This is a genomic window from Paenibacillus sp. FSL M7-1455, assembly GCF_038004655.1.
Classification (GTDB): domain Bacteria; phylum Bacillota; class Bacilli; order Paenibacillales; family Paenibacillaceae; genus Paenibacillus_AQ; species Paenibacillus_AQ cookii.
Genome location: NZ_JBBORO010000001.1, coordinates 4,393,809 through 4,412,559 on the forward strand (window position 1 = coordinate 4,393,809; position 18,751 = coordinate 4,412,559).

General features: G+C 54.5%; 14 protein-coding genes and 1 pseudogene. 1 reads left to right on the forward strand and 14 read right to left on the reverse strand.

What is annotated here, in order from left to right; all coding sequences use genetic code 11:
• Positions 1-40: 40 nt before the first annotated feature.
• The 8 genes and pseudogenes from NYE48_RS20235 to NYE48_RS20270 form a co-directional block, all read right to left on the reverse strand.
• Positions 41-874 (reverse strand): annotated as a pseudogene (locus tag NYE48_RS20235) (solute carrier family 23 protein); the annotation flags it as partial.
• A gap of 137 nt (positions 875-1,011) precedes the next feature.
• Positions 1,012-1,767 (reverse strand): tRNA threonylcarbamoyladenosine dehydratase, encoded by a 756-nt coding sequence (locus NYE48_RS20240; RefSeq protein WP_036711218.1) that lies wholly within the window; start codon positions 1,765-1,767, stop codon positions 1,012-1,014.
• Positions 1,768-1,790: 23 nt separating this feature from the next.
• Positions 1,791-3,575, reverse strand: coding sequence for an aspartate--tRNA ligase (aspS, locus tag NYE48_RS20245; RefSeq protein WP_212951788.1), 1,785 nt, complete (start codon positions 3,573-3,575; stop codon positions 1,791-1,793).
• A 31-nt stretch (positions 3,576-3,606) separates the two neighbouring features.
• A complete protein-coding gene (gene hisS, locus NYE48_RS20250) occupies positions 3,607-4,863 on the reverse strand; it encodes a histidine--tRNA ligase (RefSeq protein WP_036711216.1) in 1,257 nt (418 codons plus the stop codon).
• Between the two features lie 640 nt (positions 4,864-5,503).
• On the reverse strand, positions 5,504-5,977 hold the full coding sequence (locus tag NYE48_RS20255) for a hypothetical protein (protein WP_340999801.1): 474 nt from the start codon (positions 5,975-5,977) through the stop codon (positions 5,504-5,506).
• A gap of 144 nt (positions 5,978-6,121) precedes the next feature.
• Entirely contained in the window at positions 6,122-6,283 is a 162-nt protein-coding gene (locus tag NYE48_RS20260; RefSeq protein ID WP_339323914.1) for a hypothetical protein, read from the reverse strand.
• A 67-nt stretch (positions 6,284-6,350) separates the two neighbouring features.
• A complete protein-coding gene (dtd, locus tag NYE48_RS20265; protein ID WP_340999802.1) occupies positions 6,351-6,800 on the reverse strand; it encodes a D-aminoacyl-tRNA deacylase in 450 nt (149 codons plus the stop codon).
• A 34-nt stretch (positions 6,801-6,834) separates the two neighbouring features.
• Positions 6,835-9,015 carry a RelA/SpoT family protein gene (locus NYE48_RS20270; RefSeq protein ID WP_036711209.1) on the reverse strand — a complete coding sequence of 727 codons (2,181 nt, stop codon included), beginning with the start codon at positions 9,013-9,015 and terminating at the stop codon, positions 6,835-6,837.
• A gap of 307 nt (positions 9,016-9,322) precedes the next feature.
• Here NYE48_RS20270 and uraA point away from each other — a divergent pair, with 307 nt between their 5' ends.
• The gene (gene uraA / locus NYE48_RS20275; RefSeq protein WP_340999803.1) at positions 9,323-10,627 is read left to right on the forward strand and encodes a uracil permease; all 1,305 of its coding nucleotides are present in this window, start codon (positions 9,323-9,325) and stop codon (positions 10,625-10,627) included.
• A gap of 111 nt (positions 10,628-10,738) precedes the next feature.
• Here the strand turns inward: uraA and NYE48_RS20280 are convergent, their stop codons facing one another.
• From NYE48_RS20280 to recJ, 6 genes are all read right to left on the reverse strand, one after another.
• Positions 10,739-12,280 (reverse strand): DUF4127 family protein, encoded by a 1,542-nt coding sequence (locus NYE48_RS20280; RefSeq protein ID WP_340999804.1) that lies wholly within the window; start codon positions 12,278-12,280, stop codon positions 10,739-10,741.
• A 46-nt stretch (positions 12,281-12,326) separates the two neighbouring features.
• A complete protein-coding gene (locus tag NYE48_RS20285; protein WP_212951813.1) occupies positions 12,327-13,172 on the reverse strand; it encodes a carbohydrate ABC transporter permease in 846 nt (281 codons plus the stop codon).
• Positions 13,172-14,053 carry a carbohydrate ABC transporter permease gene (locus NYE48_RS20290; RefSeq protein ID WP_340999805.1) on the reverse strand — a complete coding sequence of 294 codons (882 nt, stop codon included), beginning with the start codon at positions 14,051-14,053 and terminating at the stop codon, positions 13,172-13,174. Before NYE48_RS20290 ends, NYE48_RS20285 begins: the two co-directional genes overlap by 1 nt.
• A gap of 19 nt (positions 14,054-14,072) precedes the next feature.
• Positions 14,073-15,398 (reverse strand): ABC transporter substrate-binding protein, encoded by a 1,326-nt coding sequence (locus NYE48_RS20295; RefSeq protein WP_340999806.1) that lies wholly within the window; start codon positions 15,396-15,398, stop codon positions 14,073-14,075.
• A gap of 375 nt (positions 15,399-15,773) precedes the next feature.
• The gene (locus NYE48_RS20300; RefSeq protein ID WP_036711201.1) at positions 15,774-16,292 is read right to left on the reverse strand and encodes an adenine phosphoribosyltransferase; all 519 of its coding nucleotides are present in this window, start codon (positions 16,290-16,292) and stop codon (positions 15,774-15,776) included.
• 39 nt (positions 16,293-16,331) lie between these two features.
• On the reverse strand, positions 16,332-18,734 hold the full coding sequence (recJ, locus tag NYE48_RS20305) for a single-stranded-DNA-specific exonuclease RecJ (protein WP_340999807.1): 2,403 nt from the start codon (positions 18,732-18,734) through the stop codon (positions 16,332-16,334).
• Positions 18,735-18,751 lie beyond the last annotated feature (17 nt).

Below are 18,751 nucleotides of genomic sequence, written 5' to 3' on the forward strand. Positions count from 1 at the left end.
GCAAGCAAGCGGCCCCGTTGCCTGTACCTTTGCTTCAGTATTACAGCAGGGCATGCACCACAAAGTTGACGACGAACAAAGCGGCGATGATATAAAGCACCGGAGAAACGTCCCTGCTTTTTCCCCGGGCGATTTTGACGAGCGGGTACGCGATGAATCCGAAAGCCATGCCATCCACAATACTGTATGTGAAAGGGATCATCACCATGATCAAAAAGGCCGGAAACGCTTCGGTCATGTCGCTGAAATCCATTTCCTTCACGCTCTGCACGATCAGTCCGCCAATCACGATCAGGACCGGGGCGATCGCGCTGTCCGGAATGTAGGCGAGCAGCGGAATAAAAAAGAACGTCGCCCCAAATAACGCGCCCGATACGAGCGCCGTAAGGCCTGTCCGGCCGCCGGCCGCGATTCCCGCGCTTATCTCCGCCGAAGCGACCATCGGGCTGCTGCCGAAAACGCCGGCAACGATATTCGTCAGCGCCAACGCCCGCAGGCTTCCCTTGAAATTGCCGGGACGGCCGATCATCCGGGTTTGGGCCGCGATCAGGCCGATGTTTTCGAACACGACGATCAAAAGCAGCAAAAATACCGCGATCCAAAACACGAGGCTGCCGATTCCCGACCAGGAAAGCTGCCCGAATAACGTCCCGTAGGATTCGAACAGGCGGCCAGGCTCCGTCTGCTGCACGGGTTGGACCGCTCCAAGCAGGTAAGCCAGCCCGGTGCCTGCCAGGATCGCGATCAAAAGGCCGCCTTGGACGTTGCGGATAAACAGGATCAGCGCCACCAGCAGCGTAATGCAGGATACGATGACCGAAGGATCGCTGAAATGGCCGATCGTAACAAACGTCGTTTGATGAGCAATGACGATTTTCTCTCTCTATGTCGAGCCCCCGGCAAATGACCCCTCATTGCCGGGCATGAAACAAAAAGGCGTGATTGTCGGTTTTTCTCGACTTTTCACGCATTTTTTTTGTACCACATTCTGGCTTCGGGAAGGGATTTTCTTTACACCCGGATCCCGGCCTTTTTCAGCAGATCCTTGACGGCCTCGCCGACCATGATAAGTCCGGCTACCGGCGGGACAAACGCGTTGCTGGCCGGCGGCTGCTTCGCTTTGCGGATTTCCGGAGCATTTTCGGGCACGATTTTTTCCGTCACGTCCACCCGCGGCTTCATTGGCTCTTCGGTCGAAAAGACGACCTTCACGCCTTTTTTGATGCCTTCCTTGCGCAGCTTGGTGCGGATGACGCGGGCGATCGGGTCGACCGTCGTCTTGGAAATGTCCGCGACCTGAAAGCGGCTCGGGTCCATTTTGTTGGCCGCGCCCATGCTGGAGATGATCGGAATTTTTCGCTTGAGGCATTCCTTGATCAGATGGATTTTGTACGAAACGGTATCGGACGCGTCAAGCACGTAATCCAGGTCGTATTTGAAAAGCTCCTCGCAGGTTTCCTCGGTATAAAACATATTCAAGGCGATCGCTTCGCATTCGGGGTTGATCAGCTTGATCCGTTCCACCATCAAATCCGCTTTTTTCTGGCCGATCGTTGTCGTGAGCGCATGGATTTGCCGGTTAATGTTGGTAATGTCCACGACGTCCTTGTCGATCAGGATCAGCTTGCCGACGCCCGTGCGGGCGAGGGCCTCCACCGCAATGGAGCCTACGCCGCCGATTCCGAGGACAGCCACCGTGCTGTTTTTCATCGCTTCCAGACCTTCCGGTCCTATGGCCAGTTCCGTCCGGGAAAATTGGTTGAGCATAGAGTATGGAGGCCTCCCTTTATTTAAGCATTCACTTTTTTCTCTGCAGGTTTTTTCGCCACTTTGATATGAAGCTGTTCAAGCTGCGACGCATCGACCGGCGATGGCGCGTCCATCAGCAGATCCGTGGCGCTTGCCGTTTTCGGGAACGCGATCGTTTCGCGCAGGTTGCTGCGGCCGGCCAAAAGCATGACGAGGCGGTCCAGGCCGAAGGCGATTCCGCCGTGCGGCGGCGTGCCGTATTCGAACGCTTCGAGCAGGTGGCCGAATTTGTCTTGGGCTTCTTCCGGGGACAATCCCAGTGCCGCAAACATTTTTTCCTGCATGTCGCGTTTGTAGATCCGCATGGAACCGCCGCCGACTTCATAACCGTTCAGCACGATATCGTACGCCTGGGCGAGAATTTGACCCGGGTTCGTTTCAAACAGATGCTGGTCTTCATCGCGCGGACGGGTGAACGGATGGTGGAGAGCGACGTAGCGTTTCTCTTCTTCATCCCACTCCAGCAGCGGGAAGTCGACTACCCAGGCGAATTTGAACTCGTTTTCGTTGATCAGGCCGAGTTGTTTGCCGATTTTCAGGCGGAGTGCGCCAAGCACGTCGGCAACGACCTTTTTATTGTCGGCGGAGAAGAGCAGCAGGTCGCCTTCCTCGGCTCCCGTGCGCTCTCTCAGCGCTTCGATCTCTTCAGGGGTAAAGAATTTGACGATCGGCCCTTTGAATTCGCCTTCCTTGACTTGAATCCATGCCAATCCTTTGGCGCCGTAACGGGCCGCGAACGGTCCCAGATCGTCGATTTCCTTCCGGCTCCACGTGCCGCAGCCTTTGGCGTTCAGCACTTTGACCTCTCCGCCTTTTTCGATGACCGAAGCAAACACCTTGACGCCGCTCGACGCAACCAGGTCGCTGACTTGAATCAGTTCCAGCCCGAAACGAAGGTCCGGTTTGTCGGAGCCGTATTTGTCCATCGCTTCGGCGTAGGTCAGGCGTTGGAAAGGCAAAGGAATGTCGACGTTAATCGTTTCCTTGAACAGGCGGGCCATCAGTTTTTCCATCATGCCCAGCAGCTCGTCCCGGCTCATGAAGGACGTTTCGATGTCGACCTGCGTGAATTCGGGCTGACGGTCTGCGCGCAAGTCTTCGTCCCGGAAGCAGCGGGCGATTTGGAAATAACGTTCGATGCCGCCCACCATCAGAAGCTGTTTATACTGCTGAGGGGATTGCGGCAAAGCGAAAAATTCGCCTTCATGCACCCGGCTTGGCACGAGATAATCGCGTGCGCCTTCCGGGGAGCTTTTGGTCAGGATCGGCGTTTCCACTTCGATAAACCCTTCGCCGTCCAGGAAGTCGCGGAAAATCTTCGAAGCTTTCGAGCGGAGCAGCAGCGTTTTCTGCATTTCCGGGCGGCGCAGGTCCAGGTAACGGTATTTCAGGCGAAGCGACTCGTCGACTTCTACGCCGTCTTCGATGAAAAACGGAGGCGTCTTGGCGCCGTTCAGCACTTCGATCTCGGTGATTTGAACTTCGATTTCGCCTGTGGCCAGGTTCGGGTTGATCGTTTCCGGATCGCGTTTGACGACTTTACCGGTAACCGCCAGCACGTATTCGCTGCGCACCTTGTCGGCAATCGCCAGCGCTTCCCCGGAATACGCGGGGTTGAATACGATTTGCACGATGCCGCTGCGGTCGCGCAGGTCGATGAACAATACGCCCCCGAGGTCGCGGCGGGTTTGCACCCAGCCGTTCAGTGTTACGGTTTCTCCGATGTGGCCTGTCGTCAGGCTTCCGCATTGATGGGTCCTAAGCATGATTCTCAAACTCCTTTTATATTTGGTATGCCTATTCGGCGATTTCCTTTAGTTTCGTTGCAAGCTCGCTCAGCTTTACCGTCTGCTGTTCGCCGGTCGCCATCGATTTCAGCGCGATTTCGCCCCGCTGCAGCTCGTCGTCGCCGAGGATCGCCGTCACTTTGGCGTTAAAACGGTCCGCGGATTTCATTTGAGCCTTCATTTTTCTTCCCAGGTAATCGCGTTCGGCCGACAATCCTTCCTTGCGGACGAGATACAGCAGCTTCGTGATTTCCCGGTCGGCCGCTTCGCCAAGCGCGACGAAATAAACGTCCAGCGGTTTAACGGCGTTCAGGTCGATTTCCTGCTTCTCGACGATCAGCAAGATGCGCTCGAGCCCGAGCCCGAATCCGATCCCAGGCTGATCCGGCCCGCCGATTTCGCCCACGAGGCCGTTGTAGCGGCCGCCGCCGCCGATCGTGTCGATCGCGCCGATGCCCTGCGCTTTATATTCGAAAGCCGTATGCGTGTAATAGTCAAGGCCGCGAACCATGCGGTGGTTCACCTCGAAATCCACGTCCATATCCGTCAAATACCGTTTGACCTGTTCAAAGTGGGTCGTGCATTCCTCGTCCAAACTGTCGAGAATCGAAGGCGCGTCGACGAATTTGTCCTGATCGACCTTGCAGTCCAGCACGCGCAACGGATTTCGCTCCATCCGCGATTGGCAGTCCTTGCACAAACGGTCCTTCATCGGAGTGAGGAATTCCAGCAGCTTTTCGCGGTATGCCGCGCGGCTCGCCGGGTTGCCGACCGAGTTGATCTCTACCTTAACGCCCTGCAGCCCTAGTTCCTTGCAGAACTGGTAGCCAAGCGACACCACTTCCGCATCGATCGCCGGATCGATCGCGCCGAAGGCTTCGACGCCAAACTGGTGGAACTGCCGATAACGGCCGGCCTGCGGACGTTCGTAGCGGAACATCGGTCCGATGTAATACAGCTTGCTGACGTCCGGTTCCCCGTAAAGCTTGTTCTCCACGTAAGAACGGACGACCCCCGCCGTTCCCTCCGGACGAAGCGTCATGCTGCGGTCGCCCTTGTCCTTGAACGTGTACATTTCTTTTTCGACGATATCCGTCGTTTCGCCGACGCCGCGTTCAAACAATTCGGTCTGCTCGAACATCGGCGTGCGGATTTCGCGGTAATTGAACCGCCGGCACAAGTCTCTGGCTTTTTCCTCGACGGACTGCCATTTTTCCACGGTTCCAGGCAAAAAATCCTGCGTGCCTGTCGGTTTTTGGTAAGCCATCGTTCTACCTCCTGCTCCATGTATTTTCCGCAAATTTCGCAGCAAAGCTCAACATTTGCCAAAATACGTTTTTGAATGTTTCTTTTCGTATTTCATATCGCTTATCAAAGTACGGGCCAAAAGCCGCCGGGTATGCAAAAAATCCCTCGCCCTGCCGCTTCAATAAGCAAACAGGGACGAGGGATTGGATCGATCAATCTCCCGTGGTGCCACCCACATTCCGGACCCGCTGATATAGCGTATCCGCTCATACGTTTAACGCCCGTTACGCGCAGCACGTCTACTGGCAAGGATCCACAGATCCCTCGGTTTTCGACGCGTGTTCTCGGGGAAGTCATTCATCCGGTCATCCATAGAATCCTTCCAGCCTAAGGGATTCCTCTCTGCATGGTGGGGCGCGGACTACTTGGTCCCGTCATCGAATCGGTTTTTGGATTATTTTTAGATTGTAATGAACTGCTTTACTAAAGTCAAGGGGCAGGCAAAAGAAAAACCTACAATCCGATTGTAGGTCCAAAAGACTTTATATTAAAAAAGGGGGTCATGCTGTTATTATAAGCAGGCTATATTAAGGGATGATGAAGCTTATATTACAGTTATATTACAAATAAGAAACCGCTTTAAAAAGCCCGGCTTTTACTCATTCCTCAAAGATTTCGACGTGACCTCCGTGATTGCGCAGCGTGTTGACGACTTTTGCATAATCCTCATCCCGCACTTTGCAGGAAAGCACGTATTCAAGATCATCATATCGATCCGTGTACAAATCCATGGAATCCGGCAGTAACACGTCTTCCGCGGTCCGGTTTTCCACCGGTGATTCCCCGGCTGCATCGCCATCCCGGTCTCGCGCGCCCTCGTCATCATCGACCGACATCACCACCGGAGGAGTATAAGCCGCCCCGGAAACGCCGGCAGCCGATGCGGAACCGGTCGATACACCATTGCCCGTCATCCCCGCCGGGGCAAACGGGAGCAGAATCCGCCTGTTACCCTCCAGCGCAGTCCCGAGCCGGCCGACCTCCAAATGCTCCGTCTCGATGCCGATCAATTTCGTTCTCGCTTGCTCGGCGTCGTCTTCCGTTTTGAAGTATGCCTGAATTTGTTTCGACATGATCATTGCCTCCTTTTTCTCGAAGGATTCTGGTGTACCTTTATGCTCTGTAATTACCCCAAAGAAAACCGGTGTAACCATCATTTAAAAAAGCAGGGTTCCGATATGCTGGAAGCCCTGCTTTGCATGGGTACTGTTCGATTGTTAGCGCTGGCGGTAAGGCAGCGATCCTTTTCCCTTGTCGTATCCATGCCATAAAGGAAAAGGAATTTTCCTTGCCTGCTCCAGCTTGACCGCTTCTTTCACGGATTCAAGCGGGATAAGCGGCAGCTGCTTTAGGGCAGATCCTTGGAAAGATTGGCGCATAAATAGGACGGCTCCTTCGGATAATTGCTGATGTTCTATATTTCAGCATTCCCTTTGGGACGCCGGTTTATGCCGTCGTTTTGCTGTCGATGATGAGCGTGACGGGACCCCAGTTCGTAAACGCGACATCCATCATCTCGCCGAAAATGCCGGTTTCGACCTGCAGCCCTTTGGCGGACAGCTCGCGGTTAAAACGTTCGTACAGCTCAAGCGCCCGATCGGGTTTGGCCGCAGCCATAAAATTCGGACGTTTGCCTTTGCGGCAATCGCCGTAGAGCGTAAACTGCGAGACGGACAAAATCCCCCCGCCCACATCGGTGACGCTGTAATTCATTTTGCCTTCCCCGTCCTCGAAAATGCGCAGGCCCGCGACCTTGTCGGCCAAATATTGCGCATCCTTTTCCGTATCTTCATGGGTAACCCCTACGAGGACCATCAAACCTTGGCCGATCCGGCCGGTAATTTCTCCGTTCACGGTAACCTGCGCTTCCTTGCAGCGCTGAACGACGACTCTCATGCTGCGATTCCCTCCGCTTGCTGAATGATGAATGTTATTGAATGATCCGGTGCACGGTATAAACGTCTTTGACGCGTTTGATCCGCTCCACGACCGAATGGAGATGATCCGTGTTGCGGATCAGGATGGTCATGTGGATCAGCGCCATCTTGTTTTTGTCCGAACGTCCGGTGACGGCGGAAATGTTCGTTTTGCTTTCGGATACCGCCTGAAGCACCTCGTTCAGCAGGCCGTTGCGGTCATGGCCCGTAATTTCGATGTCGACGCTGTAATTCGCTTCGATTTCGGTCTCCCATTCGACCTCGATCACGCGGGCTGCATCCTCGCTTTCCTCCGACGCCTGAATGTTCGGGCAATCCGAGCGGTGTACGGAAACGCCCCGTCCGCGGGTAACGTAACCGACGATATCGTCCCCCGGCACAGGGTTGCAGCAGCGCGCAAAACGGACCAGCAAATTGTCGATTCCTTTGACGCGCACGCCGTTGGTCGGGCGGGATCGTTTTTCCGAAGGGGCCTTGATTTCCTTTTTCTCCGTCGTCAGCTCCAGCAGATTGGCTTCTTCCTGCTCTTTGCGGAGGCGTTCCGTCAAGCGGGTGCAAATTTGGGCGGCCGTGATGCCCCCGAATCCGATGCCTGAAAGCATATCCTCCACGTCGTTGAAGGCAAACTTTTTGGCGACTTCCAGCAGCTTGTCGTCCGTGGTCCATTCGGCAGGATCGAGCCCGCGGTTTTTCAGCTCTCGTTCGATCATGTCGCGGCCTTTTTCGACGTTTTCTTCGCGTTTTTCCTTTTTGAACCACTGCTTGATTTTGCTTCTGGCGTGGGAAGACTGGGCAATCTTCAGCCAGTCCCCGCTTGGTCCGTAGGAGTGCTTGGACGTCAGGATTTCGACGATATCTCCGGTTTTCAAGCGATGGTCCAGCGGCACGATCCGCCCGTTCACCTTCGCTCCGATCGTACGGTTTCCGACCTCCGTATGGATCCGGTAAGCAAAATCCAGAGGCACGGATCCTGAAGGCAGCTCAATAACCTCGCCCTTCGGAGTGAACACGAATACGAGGTCCGAAAAGAAATCCATCTTAAGGGATTCCACGAACTCGGAAGCATCCTTCGCTTCATGCTGAAGCTCCAAAATTTCCCGGAAGAAAGTCATTTTATTTTCAAAATTGCCTCCGGCCGGCGTCGTCCCTTCCTTATACGCCCAGTGAGCCGCGATCCCGTATTCGGCCGTCCGGTGCATATCCCACGTCCGGATCTGCACTTCCGTCGGTTCCCCGTTGGGGCCGACCACCGTCGTATGAAGCGATTGGTACATGTTCGCCTTCGGCATGGCGATGTAATCTTTGAACCGTCCGGGCATCGGCTTCCATAACGTATGAATGATGCCGAGCGTGGCATAACAATCCTTGATGTTGTCGACGATGACCCGGATCGCGATCAGGTCGTAAATTTCGTTAAACTGCTTGTTTTTGGACGTCATTTTGTTAAAAACGCTGTATATATGCTTCGGCCGGCCGGACAGATCGCCTTCGATCCCCATTTCGTCCAGCTTTTCGCGGATTTTGGCGATGACGTTTTCGACAAACTGTTCCCGTTCGGCACGTTTTTTATGAATCAGGTTGGCGATCCGGTAATATTGCTGAGGGTTGAGATAGCGAAGCGACAGGTCTTCCATTTCGCTTTTGATCGCCGAAATACCGAGCCGGTCCGCGATCGGGCAAAAAATTTCGAGCGTTTCGTACGCGATCCGCCGCTGGCTCTCTTCCGACTGGTATTTTAAAGTACGCATATTATGAAGCCGGTCCGCAAGCTTAATCACGATGACCCGGATATCCTGCGCCATGGCGATAAACATTTTGCGGTAATTTTCGTTCTGCTGCTCTTCTTTGGAACGGAACTGGATACGCTCCAGTTTGGTCAATCCGTCAACCAGCATCGCGCAGGCGTCGCCGAACTTGTCCCGGATTTCTTCCAGCGATACAGTCGTATCCTCAACGACATCATGCAGCAGCGCAGCGACGATGGAGGTCGTATCCATCATCAAGCCCACGACAATTTCTGCAACCGCAAGCGGATGCAGAATATAGGGTTCGCCGGATTTGCGCACCTGTCCGTGATGAGCTTGCTCCGCAAATTCATAGGCTTCGCGGATGCGGCTCAAATCCGGTTCTTTGATATAGGCTCCTGCCTTTTCAAGTAATCGCTCTATGCCCATTCTAGTCGTTTCCGTTTCCCTTCTATATGAAATAGAACCCGCAAACGTTTATCCTAAGCAGGTTCCCTGGTCAAATAAGATTTCCTATAATTATGACGCTTGAAAGGCTCCGCGTCAATATTTCTTGCCAGGAACAGGGAGGTTTGGACGGAACATGCCGGTGTTTTTGGTTTTTCGTCAATTTTTATCATCGAATTTGGCCATAATCACATAAAAAATGATTGAAAAATGTCGGCATCTTAGCTAATCTAGTTCATTGAATGCAATTCGAGATACGAAAATATTTCATATTTAGGAGTGAAGAACCTTGCAACGCGAAATTCAAGTCCATGAAAGGCTTCCGCTTGGCCCGGGATTCCTTCTCAGCCTGCAGCACCTGTTCGCCATGTTCGGCAGCACGGTCCTCGTGCCTAACCTGTTCGGCGTCGACCCCGGCATGATTTTGCTGATGAACGGCATCGGCACCCTGCTGTACATTTTGATCTGCAGCGGAAAAATCCCCGCCTACCTCGGCTCCAGCTTCGCGTTTATTTCGCCTGTGCAAGCCGTACTGCTGAAAGATACGGACAACTATCCGCTCGCGCTCGGGGCGTTTATCGTTACCGGCATCATCTTCATCATCGTCGGACTGATCGTGCAATACGCCGGAACGAAATGGATCGACGTCGTTTTCCCTCCCGCGGCCATGGGCGCCATCGTCGCCACGATCGGCCTTGAACTCGTGCCTACCGCAGCCGGCATGGCCGGCCTGATCCCGAAGGACGGCGCTTCAGCAGATTGGTTTAATCCGAACGCCGTCATCCTGTCCATGACGACGCTTGGCGTCACCGTCATCGGCGCCGTGCTGTTCCGCGGTTTTCCGAAAATCATCCACATCCTGATCGGGATCGTCACCGGATACGTGGTTGCTTACTTTATGCCAGGCATGATCAACAAAGGGGCCATCGCAAGCGCACATCTCATTTCGATGCCGACGATCACCACTCCTAAATTCGATATGAATGCGATCCTTACTATCATTCCTGTATCGCTGGTCGTCATCGTCGAGCATATCGGGCATTTGCTGGTCACAAGCAACATCGTCGGCAAAGACTTGTCCAAAGATCCCGGCCTGAACCGCTCTTTGCTCGGTAACGGCATTTCGACCGTCCTGTCCGGATTCGTCGGCTCTACCCCGAACACGACGTACGGCGAAAACATCGGGGTGATGGCGCTGACCAAGGTCTACTCGGTGTTCGTGATCGGCGGGGCCGCCGTCATCGCCATCGTGCTGTCCTTCTCGGGCACGTTTTCTTCGGTCATCGCAAACATCCCGGAACCCGTCATGGGCGGCGTGTCGCTGCTGCTCTTCGGGGTCATCGCCGCTTCGGGCCTGCGTATTTTCGTCGAGCAAAAGGTCGATTTTTCGAAACCGACGAACATGATCCTTGCCACGCTCGTGCTGGTCGTCGGCATCAGCGGCGTGCAGCTCGATATCGGCAACGTCCATTTGAAAGGGATGGCGCTGGCAACGATCGTGGGCATGTTGCTGAGCTTGTTCTTCAAGCTGATTGACGTGCTTGGCCTTTCCAACGAAAAAAACGACGAACTTGTTGAAGTGACTCCAGACTGATCCCAAATAAACAGAGCCGGACAAGCCCTTGTAAGGGGCGCTGCCGGCTCTGTTTTTTATGCTTTTGCCAAATCCGAATGAAACATGCCGGGGCTGGAACCCGATGCAGTCTTAGCCTTCCTCATCCGGCGGATAATAACGAACGCTTAGCCCCGCTTCAAAGGTCCTGTTCCACGGCAGGAAGCAATCCGTTATTTCGACGCGTCCCCCGCTTCCGTCAATGCGCTGCCGGAGCTCATCCGCCAGACGCTCCCGCACCAGCCGGGCAACTTTTCCCCGCGGTCCGTCCAGCTGAAATCGGCTGAGCCCCATCGCTTCGACTTCGCCTTGATTCAGTTTCGTGCGGACGACGGTGCAGTAACACAAATCCTCCGCGTAGCGCAGACCCAAAAAATCCAGATGCTGCGGCGTCCGGCCGAAACGAAGATACAAAAACGACTGCGCGATGACCGTTCCCAGCGTATTTCCGCTCGTGTTCCAGCCGGCATAACCCGCCAATTCGAAGAGAAGACCTTTGTGCTTCAGCAGCTTCAGCAGTTTGCGATCCGCGCAGTTTGCGTAAGCCACATCGGCTACGGCCACCGGTTTTCCTTTGCGGCGAAGCATGTAATCCCCGTATTCGGCCAGTTCGACGATGTTCCGGGATACCTCGTCACTCCAATCGGGCTCCTCTTGAACGGATGCTTCCGCCATCGTTTCCCCGGGCGTGTTCACGAGCAGCACGAGATCCGCCTCGTCTGCCGAGGACGCCATCAAACCGCCTGCGGCCATGATTTGGCATTTCAGGCTTTCGTGGAGAACGCGGTCCTCGTACAGCGGGGTTACCCAAGCTCCCCGGGCGGCGGCCAGCCTCGCATACACGAGCGGAACTGCGTTCAGGCTTTCGTTGACCATTCTGGCCAGCAGCGTGCAGCCGACTTCGTCCGCTCCGGGGTACATGTACGTTTTCAGCTCCAAATCGAGCTCCGAGATCAGGGCCCGCACCTTCTGCTGGTCCTTTGCCGTGTACCCGTAAAGCGCCGCATCGTCCTGCGGGATAACCATAAAATCGATGACGCCTTCGGCAGCGAGCCGAAGCGCGTAGCCGATCGCCCCGATGTTGACGGATCTGCGGCGCAAATAATCCTCCAGAACGCCGGCGGGAAGACGGCTGTCGATCTTCGCCAGCTCCTCCAGTTCCCCGGGGGCAGCGAGCCCCAGCTCCGACCGGTGGCCGTTGTATCCTTTCCGGAAAATATCCCGCCCCCAATCGGCGTAATAATCCGGTTCCTCGTCGGAGGACGAATATTGGGGACAGCGCATGATCAGCTGAAAGGCGAATATGTTCAGACCCGGATTGCGCTCCTTCAGCCCCCGCAGTTTTTGCAGACGTTCCCTGAGCTGCGGTTCTTCCATAGGATGCAGCCTGGATGGGACGATGCCGCCGTACAGCAGCGCATCCAGCGCTATGACGGCGCCGTCCGCATCCGCAGTCTGTTCCTCAAGCCAGGCCCATAACCGGTCCGTGTCCCCCGGCCTTTTTTTCAGTCCCATCATCTCCATGGGCGGGCGCGCCATGCGGACGCCGGTTCCCTGCGCCAGCAGGTAAGGAAATTGGTAGTTGCAAGGCCGTTCATCCAGCGGCATATAGACGATTTTGTGCAGCTTCCCCATCGGTTAACAAGCTCCCTTTTTCATATAAAAGTCCATCCCCCGCCGCCTAGCCTTTGATCGCTCCCGCGATGCCCTCCATATAATACCGCTGCGTAAACAGGAATACGATGATGATCGGCAGCACCGAAATCATCGTTCCCGCCGCGATCCAGCCGAAATTATAGGAAAACTGTCCGTTCAGGAACGTCAGCGCCGCGGCAAGCGGATACTTCTGCGGATCGTCCAGCACGACGATCGGCCACAAAAAGTTGTTCCAAAACGCCATCATCTCCAGCAATGAGATCACCGCGATCGCCGGTTTGACGAGCGGCAGCACGAGCTGCCACCATATCCGGTATTCGGAGGCGCCGTCCATTTTGCCCGAATCGCGGATGTCCGTCGGAACGCTCAGAAAGGTCTGCCGCATCAGGAAAATGTTGAACACCGAAACGGCCGAAGGCAGCACCACCCCGAGAAAAGAACCTGTAAGATGCAGCCACTGAATGGTCAAATAGTGTACGATCATGGCCGTCGAAGACGGAATGATCATCGTCGCCACCAGCAGCCCGAAAACGAAATTTCTGCCTTTGAAGCGGAAGGTCGCAAGCGGGTAAGCCGTCAATGCGGATAAAACGACATTGCTGACCACCCCGAGCGCCGCAATGACCACCGTGTTGTAAATGTATTTCGGAAAACTCATGAACTGCCATACTTTCACGTAGTTATCGAAATCGATAAACGTCGGCAAAATGGCCGGAGGATTGGCAAACACGTTTTTGCCGGGCATCAGCGACACGCTGAGCAGCCACAGAAAAGGTCCCATCATAAATAAGGCCAGTGCCAGCAGCAGGACGTACACGACCGCAAGCCGCACGCCCGTCAACCATTTTTTCGCATAAGTCGTCGTCGCCATCAATAGGGATGTACACCCCCTCTGCGGTTAAAGCGGAAGACAAGCACGCTGAGCGCGCCGATCAGGACGCTGACGATCAGCCCCAGCGCCGACGCATAACCGAAGTTGAACTGCTCCAGGCCTTTTTGGAAAATGTAAACGCTGGAGGTTAACGTCGAGTTCCCCGGACCGCCTTTGGTCAAAATGTAGACCTCGTCGAATACCCGGATGGCGCCCATGAGCGAAATCAGCGTGCAAAACAGGATATGCGGCCGAAGCAGCGGCACGGTGATGCTCCAAATCGAACGCCAGCGGCTCGCGCCGTCCACCCGGGCGGCCTCGTACAGATCCGAGGGGATGCCCTGCAGTCCCGCCAAATAAAGCATCATGTAGTATCCGAGCCCTTTCCACATCGTAATGAACATGAGCACGAACAACGCGGTGCTGCTGGTCGACAGCCAGGCAACCTGTTCATGGATAAGCCCGATTTTCATCAGCAGGAAATTGACGACGCCGTTGCTGCTGAGCAGCCAGCTCCAGATCAGGGCGACGGCCACCATCGAAGTCACGACCGGGATGTAATAGGCCGTACGGAATATTTTGACGCCGGGTATGTTCCCGTTCACCAAAATCGCCATCAAAATCGATAAAACCTGGATCACCGGCACGACGATGACGTACAAAAGCGAATTCCACAGCGAAATCAAAAAGTTATGATCCTGAAAAGCCTTCACGAAATTATCCAAGCCAACATAGTGGGTTTCGGAAATGACGGAATAATCGGTAAAGGACAGCGGAATCCCGTATATGATCGGCCAAAATACAAACACCGCTATTAGAGCCAGCCCGGGCGCCATAAACGCCCAAGCTGAGAAGGCTTCCGAACGCACCCATCTGCGCATGCCGCATTCACCGTCCCGTTTACTTTTTCAACACCTGATTGACCTCCTGCTCCATGGCGTTCAGCGTGGAAGCGATGTCGGCGTCGTTCAGCATGATTTTTTGCAGGCCTCTGGCGATCGCCCCGTTGATATCCGACGCGTTCGGGACGCCGACCATATAATCGACCGCTTTATCCAGGCTGTTGGCCGAAGCGATTTTGGCCTGGGCTTCCAGCGTATTGTCCGACTGCGTAAAAAACGGATCCTTGATGGACTCCTTCGTGGACGGAAGCGTATTGGCCGCTTTGGCAAACGCCGTCTGGTTATCCGCATTCGTAATGAACGCCGCAAACTCCACCGCTTCCTTCGGGTGCTTCGACTTGGCGGGCACGACGACGTTCATGCTGTTCGACAAGCGCACATCGGCTTTGCCTGTCGGAAGCGGAACCGCAACCGTATTTTTGTAAACGTCCGGTGCCGAGGTTTTCAGGAAGTTGATGAACGTCGGGCCTGCGATTTCGAAAGCCACCTGTTCGCTGGAATAATATTGGATCTGCTTCGTGAACGGAACATCCTCCTTCATGATGACGCCGTCGGTGATTTTCTGTTTTGTTTTTTCGAGGATCGCTTTCGTTTCCGGCGTATTAAATGCGGCTGCGCTTTTGTCCTCGTTCAGGATCTTGATGCCTTCTTTCGGGAACAGGTTCGAAACCCACTGCGTCGCATATCCCGTTTTCCCCGTTTTTTCCTTGATCTGTTTGGCCCAGGCGATCAGCTCATCCTGCGATTTCGGCGGATTTGCCGGATCCAGGCCGGCCGCCTTGACGATTTTGGTGTTCATAAAAAGAACTTCGGTGCCGGTGTACCAAGGGAGGGCATAGGCTTTTCCGTCGATCACGGTAGAATTGAAGATGCCGTCAAAATATGATTTCTTCTGTTCATCGGTCAAAAAGGAGTTCAGGTCGGTTACGGCGCCTTTGGAACCCATTTGGCTCGCGAATTCCGTGTTCAAATTGACCACGTCCGGACTGGATCCGCTGGCAATGCTGGTAAGCAGCTTGTTGGTAACGGCATCGTAAGGATAGTCCTTCCAGTCGATGGTCACGCCCTCATGGCTTTTTTCATATTCCGAGATCAGGTTATTGAAATAATCCGTAAAGGTCGGCTGCAGCGAGATCGTCCAAAATTCCAATTTCACCGGCTCGGCTTTGCTGACGTTTTCTTGCGTTTTTCCGTCGCCGTTTTCCTTCGTCGTTCCGCTGCTTTCTTTCGGGCTTGCTCCACTTCCGCCGCAGGCGCTCAGCATAAACGACAACAATAACACGGACAACACAATGACAGACATTCCCTTTTTGTTCATTTTCATGTTTTCGGCTCCCTTTCCATGATTGTCGGCAGACATTCCTTTGGCTTGAGGATAAAAACGGCGGAACGGCATCAGCTTTGGGGTAGGAGAAGAAAATCGGGATGTTAAGAGAATTTCTTCTGTTTATTATAAAAATATGAAGTTTTTATCCTCTCTTATAACACTATTTCGTATCGCCGCCGAGCATTCCAACAATCTGCGTACAACCCGGGGAAAATTCGTCATGCCCGCGAGTGGACAACACCCCTACTCCATGTATATTTGCGGCACAAAGCAAAAAATACCTTCAGGTCTGAATCGACCCGAAGGTATTCCTAATATTTCCCGGGAAAACGTGAGTCCCGGACAATCCTTATAAGAATTCGCTATTGGCGATTAATCTTCGTATTCCATGAGGGAGAACACTTCGATCCCCGGCAGCTTCTCGCGTCCGTTCAGAGCCGAAAGCTCGATCAGGAACGCTGCGCCGACGACATTCCCTCCCAGCTGCCGCACGAGGTTGACGGAAGTCGAAATCGTGCCTCCGGTCGCCAGCAGGTCGTCCGCAATCAGCACGTTTTGTCCTTTGCGGATCGCATCCGTATGCATCGCAAGACGGTCTTTGCCGTATTCCAAATCATAACCGACCTCGATCGTCTCGTATGGAAGCTTCCCGCTTTTACGGATCGGCGCAAAACCGACGCCAAGCGCATAGGCCAGAGGAGCGCCTACCACGAATCCGCGCGCTTCGGGACCTGCAATCACATCGATGTTCAGAGCGGAAACCATTTGTTTAAGGTCGTCGATGGCTTTTTTGTACAGCTCTCCGTTCTGAAGCAATGTGGTAATATCCTTGAAGCTGATCCCCGGCTGCGGGAAATCGGGAATGACCCGAATATGTTTCTTGTAATCCAAATAAATCTCCTCCTAAGTGTTATACGAAAGGTCATGCGTTTAGCTGGCGCCTTCCAAACGGGATATCATCCAGCTCGTGCATTGGGATGTGCCCGCATACAGCAAATGTTGCTCCATTTCGGCCAGGCTGCCCAATGCGGAGAAATGCGCTGAACTGCTCAGTTCGCGTTTCGGCGGTTTCGGAATGACCACGATATGGCCGTCACGGCGTTCAATAAACGAAAGCTCCTCAAATACGTCCATCATCATCGAGACCATACGCAATGTCGCGGAGGACTGCTGACTTAGACGGAGAAGCGCTTCCTTCTCCCTGATCGGCTCCGCAGCCATCCGCATCAGCAATACATACAGCAGTTTGAATTGGTCCCGGCTCGGCACGGTCAGCTTCTCCGCCTGATTCCGTCCCGAGTGGAGCAGGAACAGGTTGGAGAGGTTTTTGAACGTGGCAAGCAGCGTATCGAGCTGATCCGCGGAGTCGGGCACGTGTATCATAAACAAAGTCGTAATCTGGTCAGCGTCATAGGTATGGGCTGCGTCGTTATATGCCGAAATTCCAGCATTCTTATCATATACCCAAAGGGTGCAATCATTCAAATGCAATTTCGGGGAACCTTCGAGGCGCGGATTAAATACGGCCGCGATCTGTTTGCGGTCCAGCCGCATATGCGGCGATATCCGGTCGTAGATTTGCCGGACGAGCCTCCATGGCTCTTTGGCATCCCTCAAATCGAACACCTGCGGTCCCACGATCCGCATATCCTGCAGCATAAGCTGCGGCTTCCGCGACCCGTTCCATTCGTTGACCGAAACCTCGGCCAGAATGTCCAGGGTCATTCCCTCTTCCAGCACGTCCGCCAAATCTCCCCTGCCGAAAGCCACGGCTTCCATCCGCGCACCGTCCTGTCGGACGACCAGCTTCAGATGTTTGCCGTCTTTCCCCATCTTTCTCGTTTCGACGAGCTGGGTTCCGCGGAAAATGAGCTTCGGCACCGGATTGGCCATGCCAAACGGCGCCAGCATCTCCATTTCGTCGATAACGTCCAGCGGAACGTCGGATAATCTCCATTCGCCGTCCGCAGCCGTGACGGGAATATAATCTTCTTCCGTCATCGCTGCGGCGGCAAACCGGTTCAAAGCTTCTTCAAACGCTTGAAGCTGATCCTTGTGCAGGCTCATGCCGGCTGCCGACGGGTGCCCGCCGTAATGGTCCATCAGCTCTTTGCAGGAGGTCAGCGCCTCGTAAATGTCAAGCCCCGGGATGGATCTCGCCGAACCTTTGCACATCCCGGTTTCGGGATCGATGCCGAGAATAATGACCGGGCGGTAATAACGTTCCAAAATTTTCGAAGCGACGATGCCCACGACGCCGACGTTCCAGCCTTCGCCTGCCAGAACGATCACGTCCGGAACGCTGCCGTCCGTACATTTATGCTGCAGCTGCCCAAGCGCCTCTTCGACGATCGATTCGACGACCTGCTGGCGTTCCTTGTTCAGATCGTCCAAGGCATGGGACAGCCGCTGCGCTTCGTCCGCATCATCGGACGTCAGCAAAGCCACGGCGGAACCGGCATGGTCCAGCCGGCCGCTGGCATTGATTCTTGGCGCCATCCCGAATGCCACGTTCGTGGCCGTAACCGATCCCATCGTAATCCCGCTGACCTCCATCAGGGCGCGAATTCCCGGAAACGAGGTGCGACGCATGGATTCCAGTCCGCGGCTGACCAAAATGCGGTTTTCCCCGGTTAACGGCATCAGATCGGCGATCGTGCCGATCGCGACGATTTCGGTCCATTCCACCGGGGGTTCCCCGAGTATGGCCTGTGCCAGTTTATAAGCTACGCCGACGCCCGCCAATCCTTTGAACGGATAAGGGCAACCCGGCTGCTTCGGGTTGATGAGGGCATACGCCTCAGGAAGCACTTCGGGCGCTTCGTGGTGATCCGTCACGATCACGTCGATGCCAAGCGCGTTGGCATAGGCGATTTGCTCTACCGCGCTTATGCCCGTGTCCACCGTTATAATCAGGCTGACGCCTTGCTGATGGGCCCAATCCAGCGCATGGTTATGTAACCCGTAGCCTTCATTGGAACGATGCGGAATGTAAATATCGAAAGAGGCCTTCAAATGCCGCATGAAAAAAATCATTAATGAAGTGCTGGAAACGCCGTCCGCATCGTAGTCCCCGTATATGAGTATATGTTCCCCCTGTTCAACCGCCTGCCGAATCCGCGGTACGGCTTTATCCATGCCGAGGAGCAGATACGGATCATGCAAAGCGTCAAGGCTGCCCCCGAGAAACATTTCGGCATCGTCCAGGCTGGTGATGCCTCTGGAGGCCAGCAGCGAAGCGGTCAATGGGGATACCGAAAGCTGCTTAGCCAAAGTTCGTGCGGTCTCTTCATGTCCGGAAGGAATCTGCCACGAATATTTTGATTCAAACAATCGTCTTCACCTTTCTT

Bases quoted from the DNA above. Each gene is read 5' to 3' on its own strand.
- NYE48_RS20270 (WP_036711209.1), bottom strand. From the start codon at position 9,015: ATGGGCATAGAGCGATTACTTGAAAAGGCAGGAGCCTATATCAAAGAA.
- NYE48_RS20280 (WP_340999804.1), bottom strand. From the start codon at position 12,280: ATGGGGAAGCTGCACAAAATCGTCTATATGCCGCTGGATGAACGGCCT.
- NYE48_RS20295 (WP_340999806.1), bottom strand. From the start codon at position 15,398: ATGAAAATGAACAAAAAGGGAATGTCTGTCATTGTGTTGTCCGTGTTA.
- NYE48_RS20240 (WP_036711218.1), bottom strand. From the start codon at position 1,767: ATGCTCAACCAATTTTCCCGGACGGAACTGGCCATAGGACCGGAAGGT.
- NYE48_RS20290 (WP_340999805.1), bottom strand. From the start codon at position 14,053: ATGCGCAGATGGGTGCGTTCGGAAGCCTTCTCAGCTTGGGCGTTTATG.
- hisS (WP_036711216.1), bottom strand. From the start codon at position 4,863: ATGGCTTACCAAAAACCGACAGGCACGCAGGATTTTTTGCCTGGAACC.
- NYE48_RS20260 (WP_339323914.1), bottom strand. From the start codon at position 6,283: ATGCGCCAATCTTTCCAAGGATCTGCCCTAAAGCAGCTGCCGCTTATC.
- aspS (WP_212951788.1), bottom strand. From the start codon at position 3,575: ATGCTTAGGACCCATCAATGCGGAAGCCTGACGACAGGCCACATCGGA.
- NYE48_RS20285 (WP_212951813.1), bottom strand. From the start codon at position 13,172: ATGGCGACGACGACTTATGCGAAAAAATGGTTGACGGGCGTGCGGCTT.
- dtd (WP_340999802.1), bottom strand. From the start codon at position 6,800: ATGAGAGTCGTCGTTCAGCGCTGCAAGGAAGCGCAGGTTACCGTGAAC.
- NYE48_RS20255 (WP_340999801.1), bottom strand. From the start codon at position 5,977: ATGTCGAAACAAATTCAGGCATACTTCAAAACGGAAGACGACGCCGAG.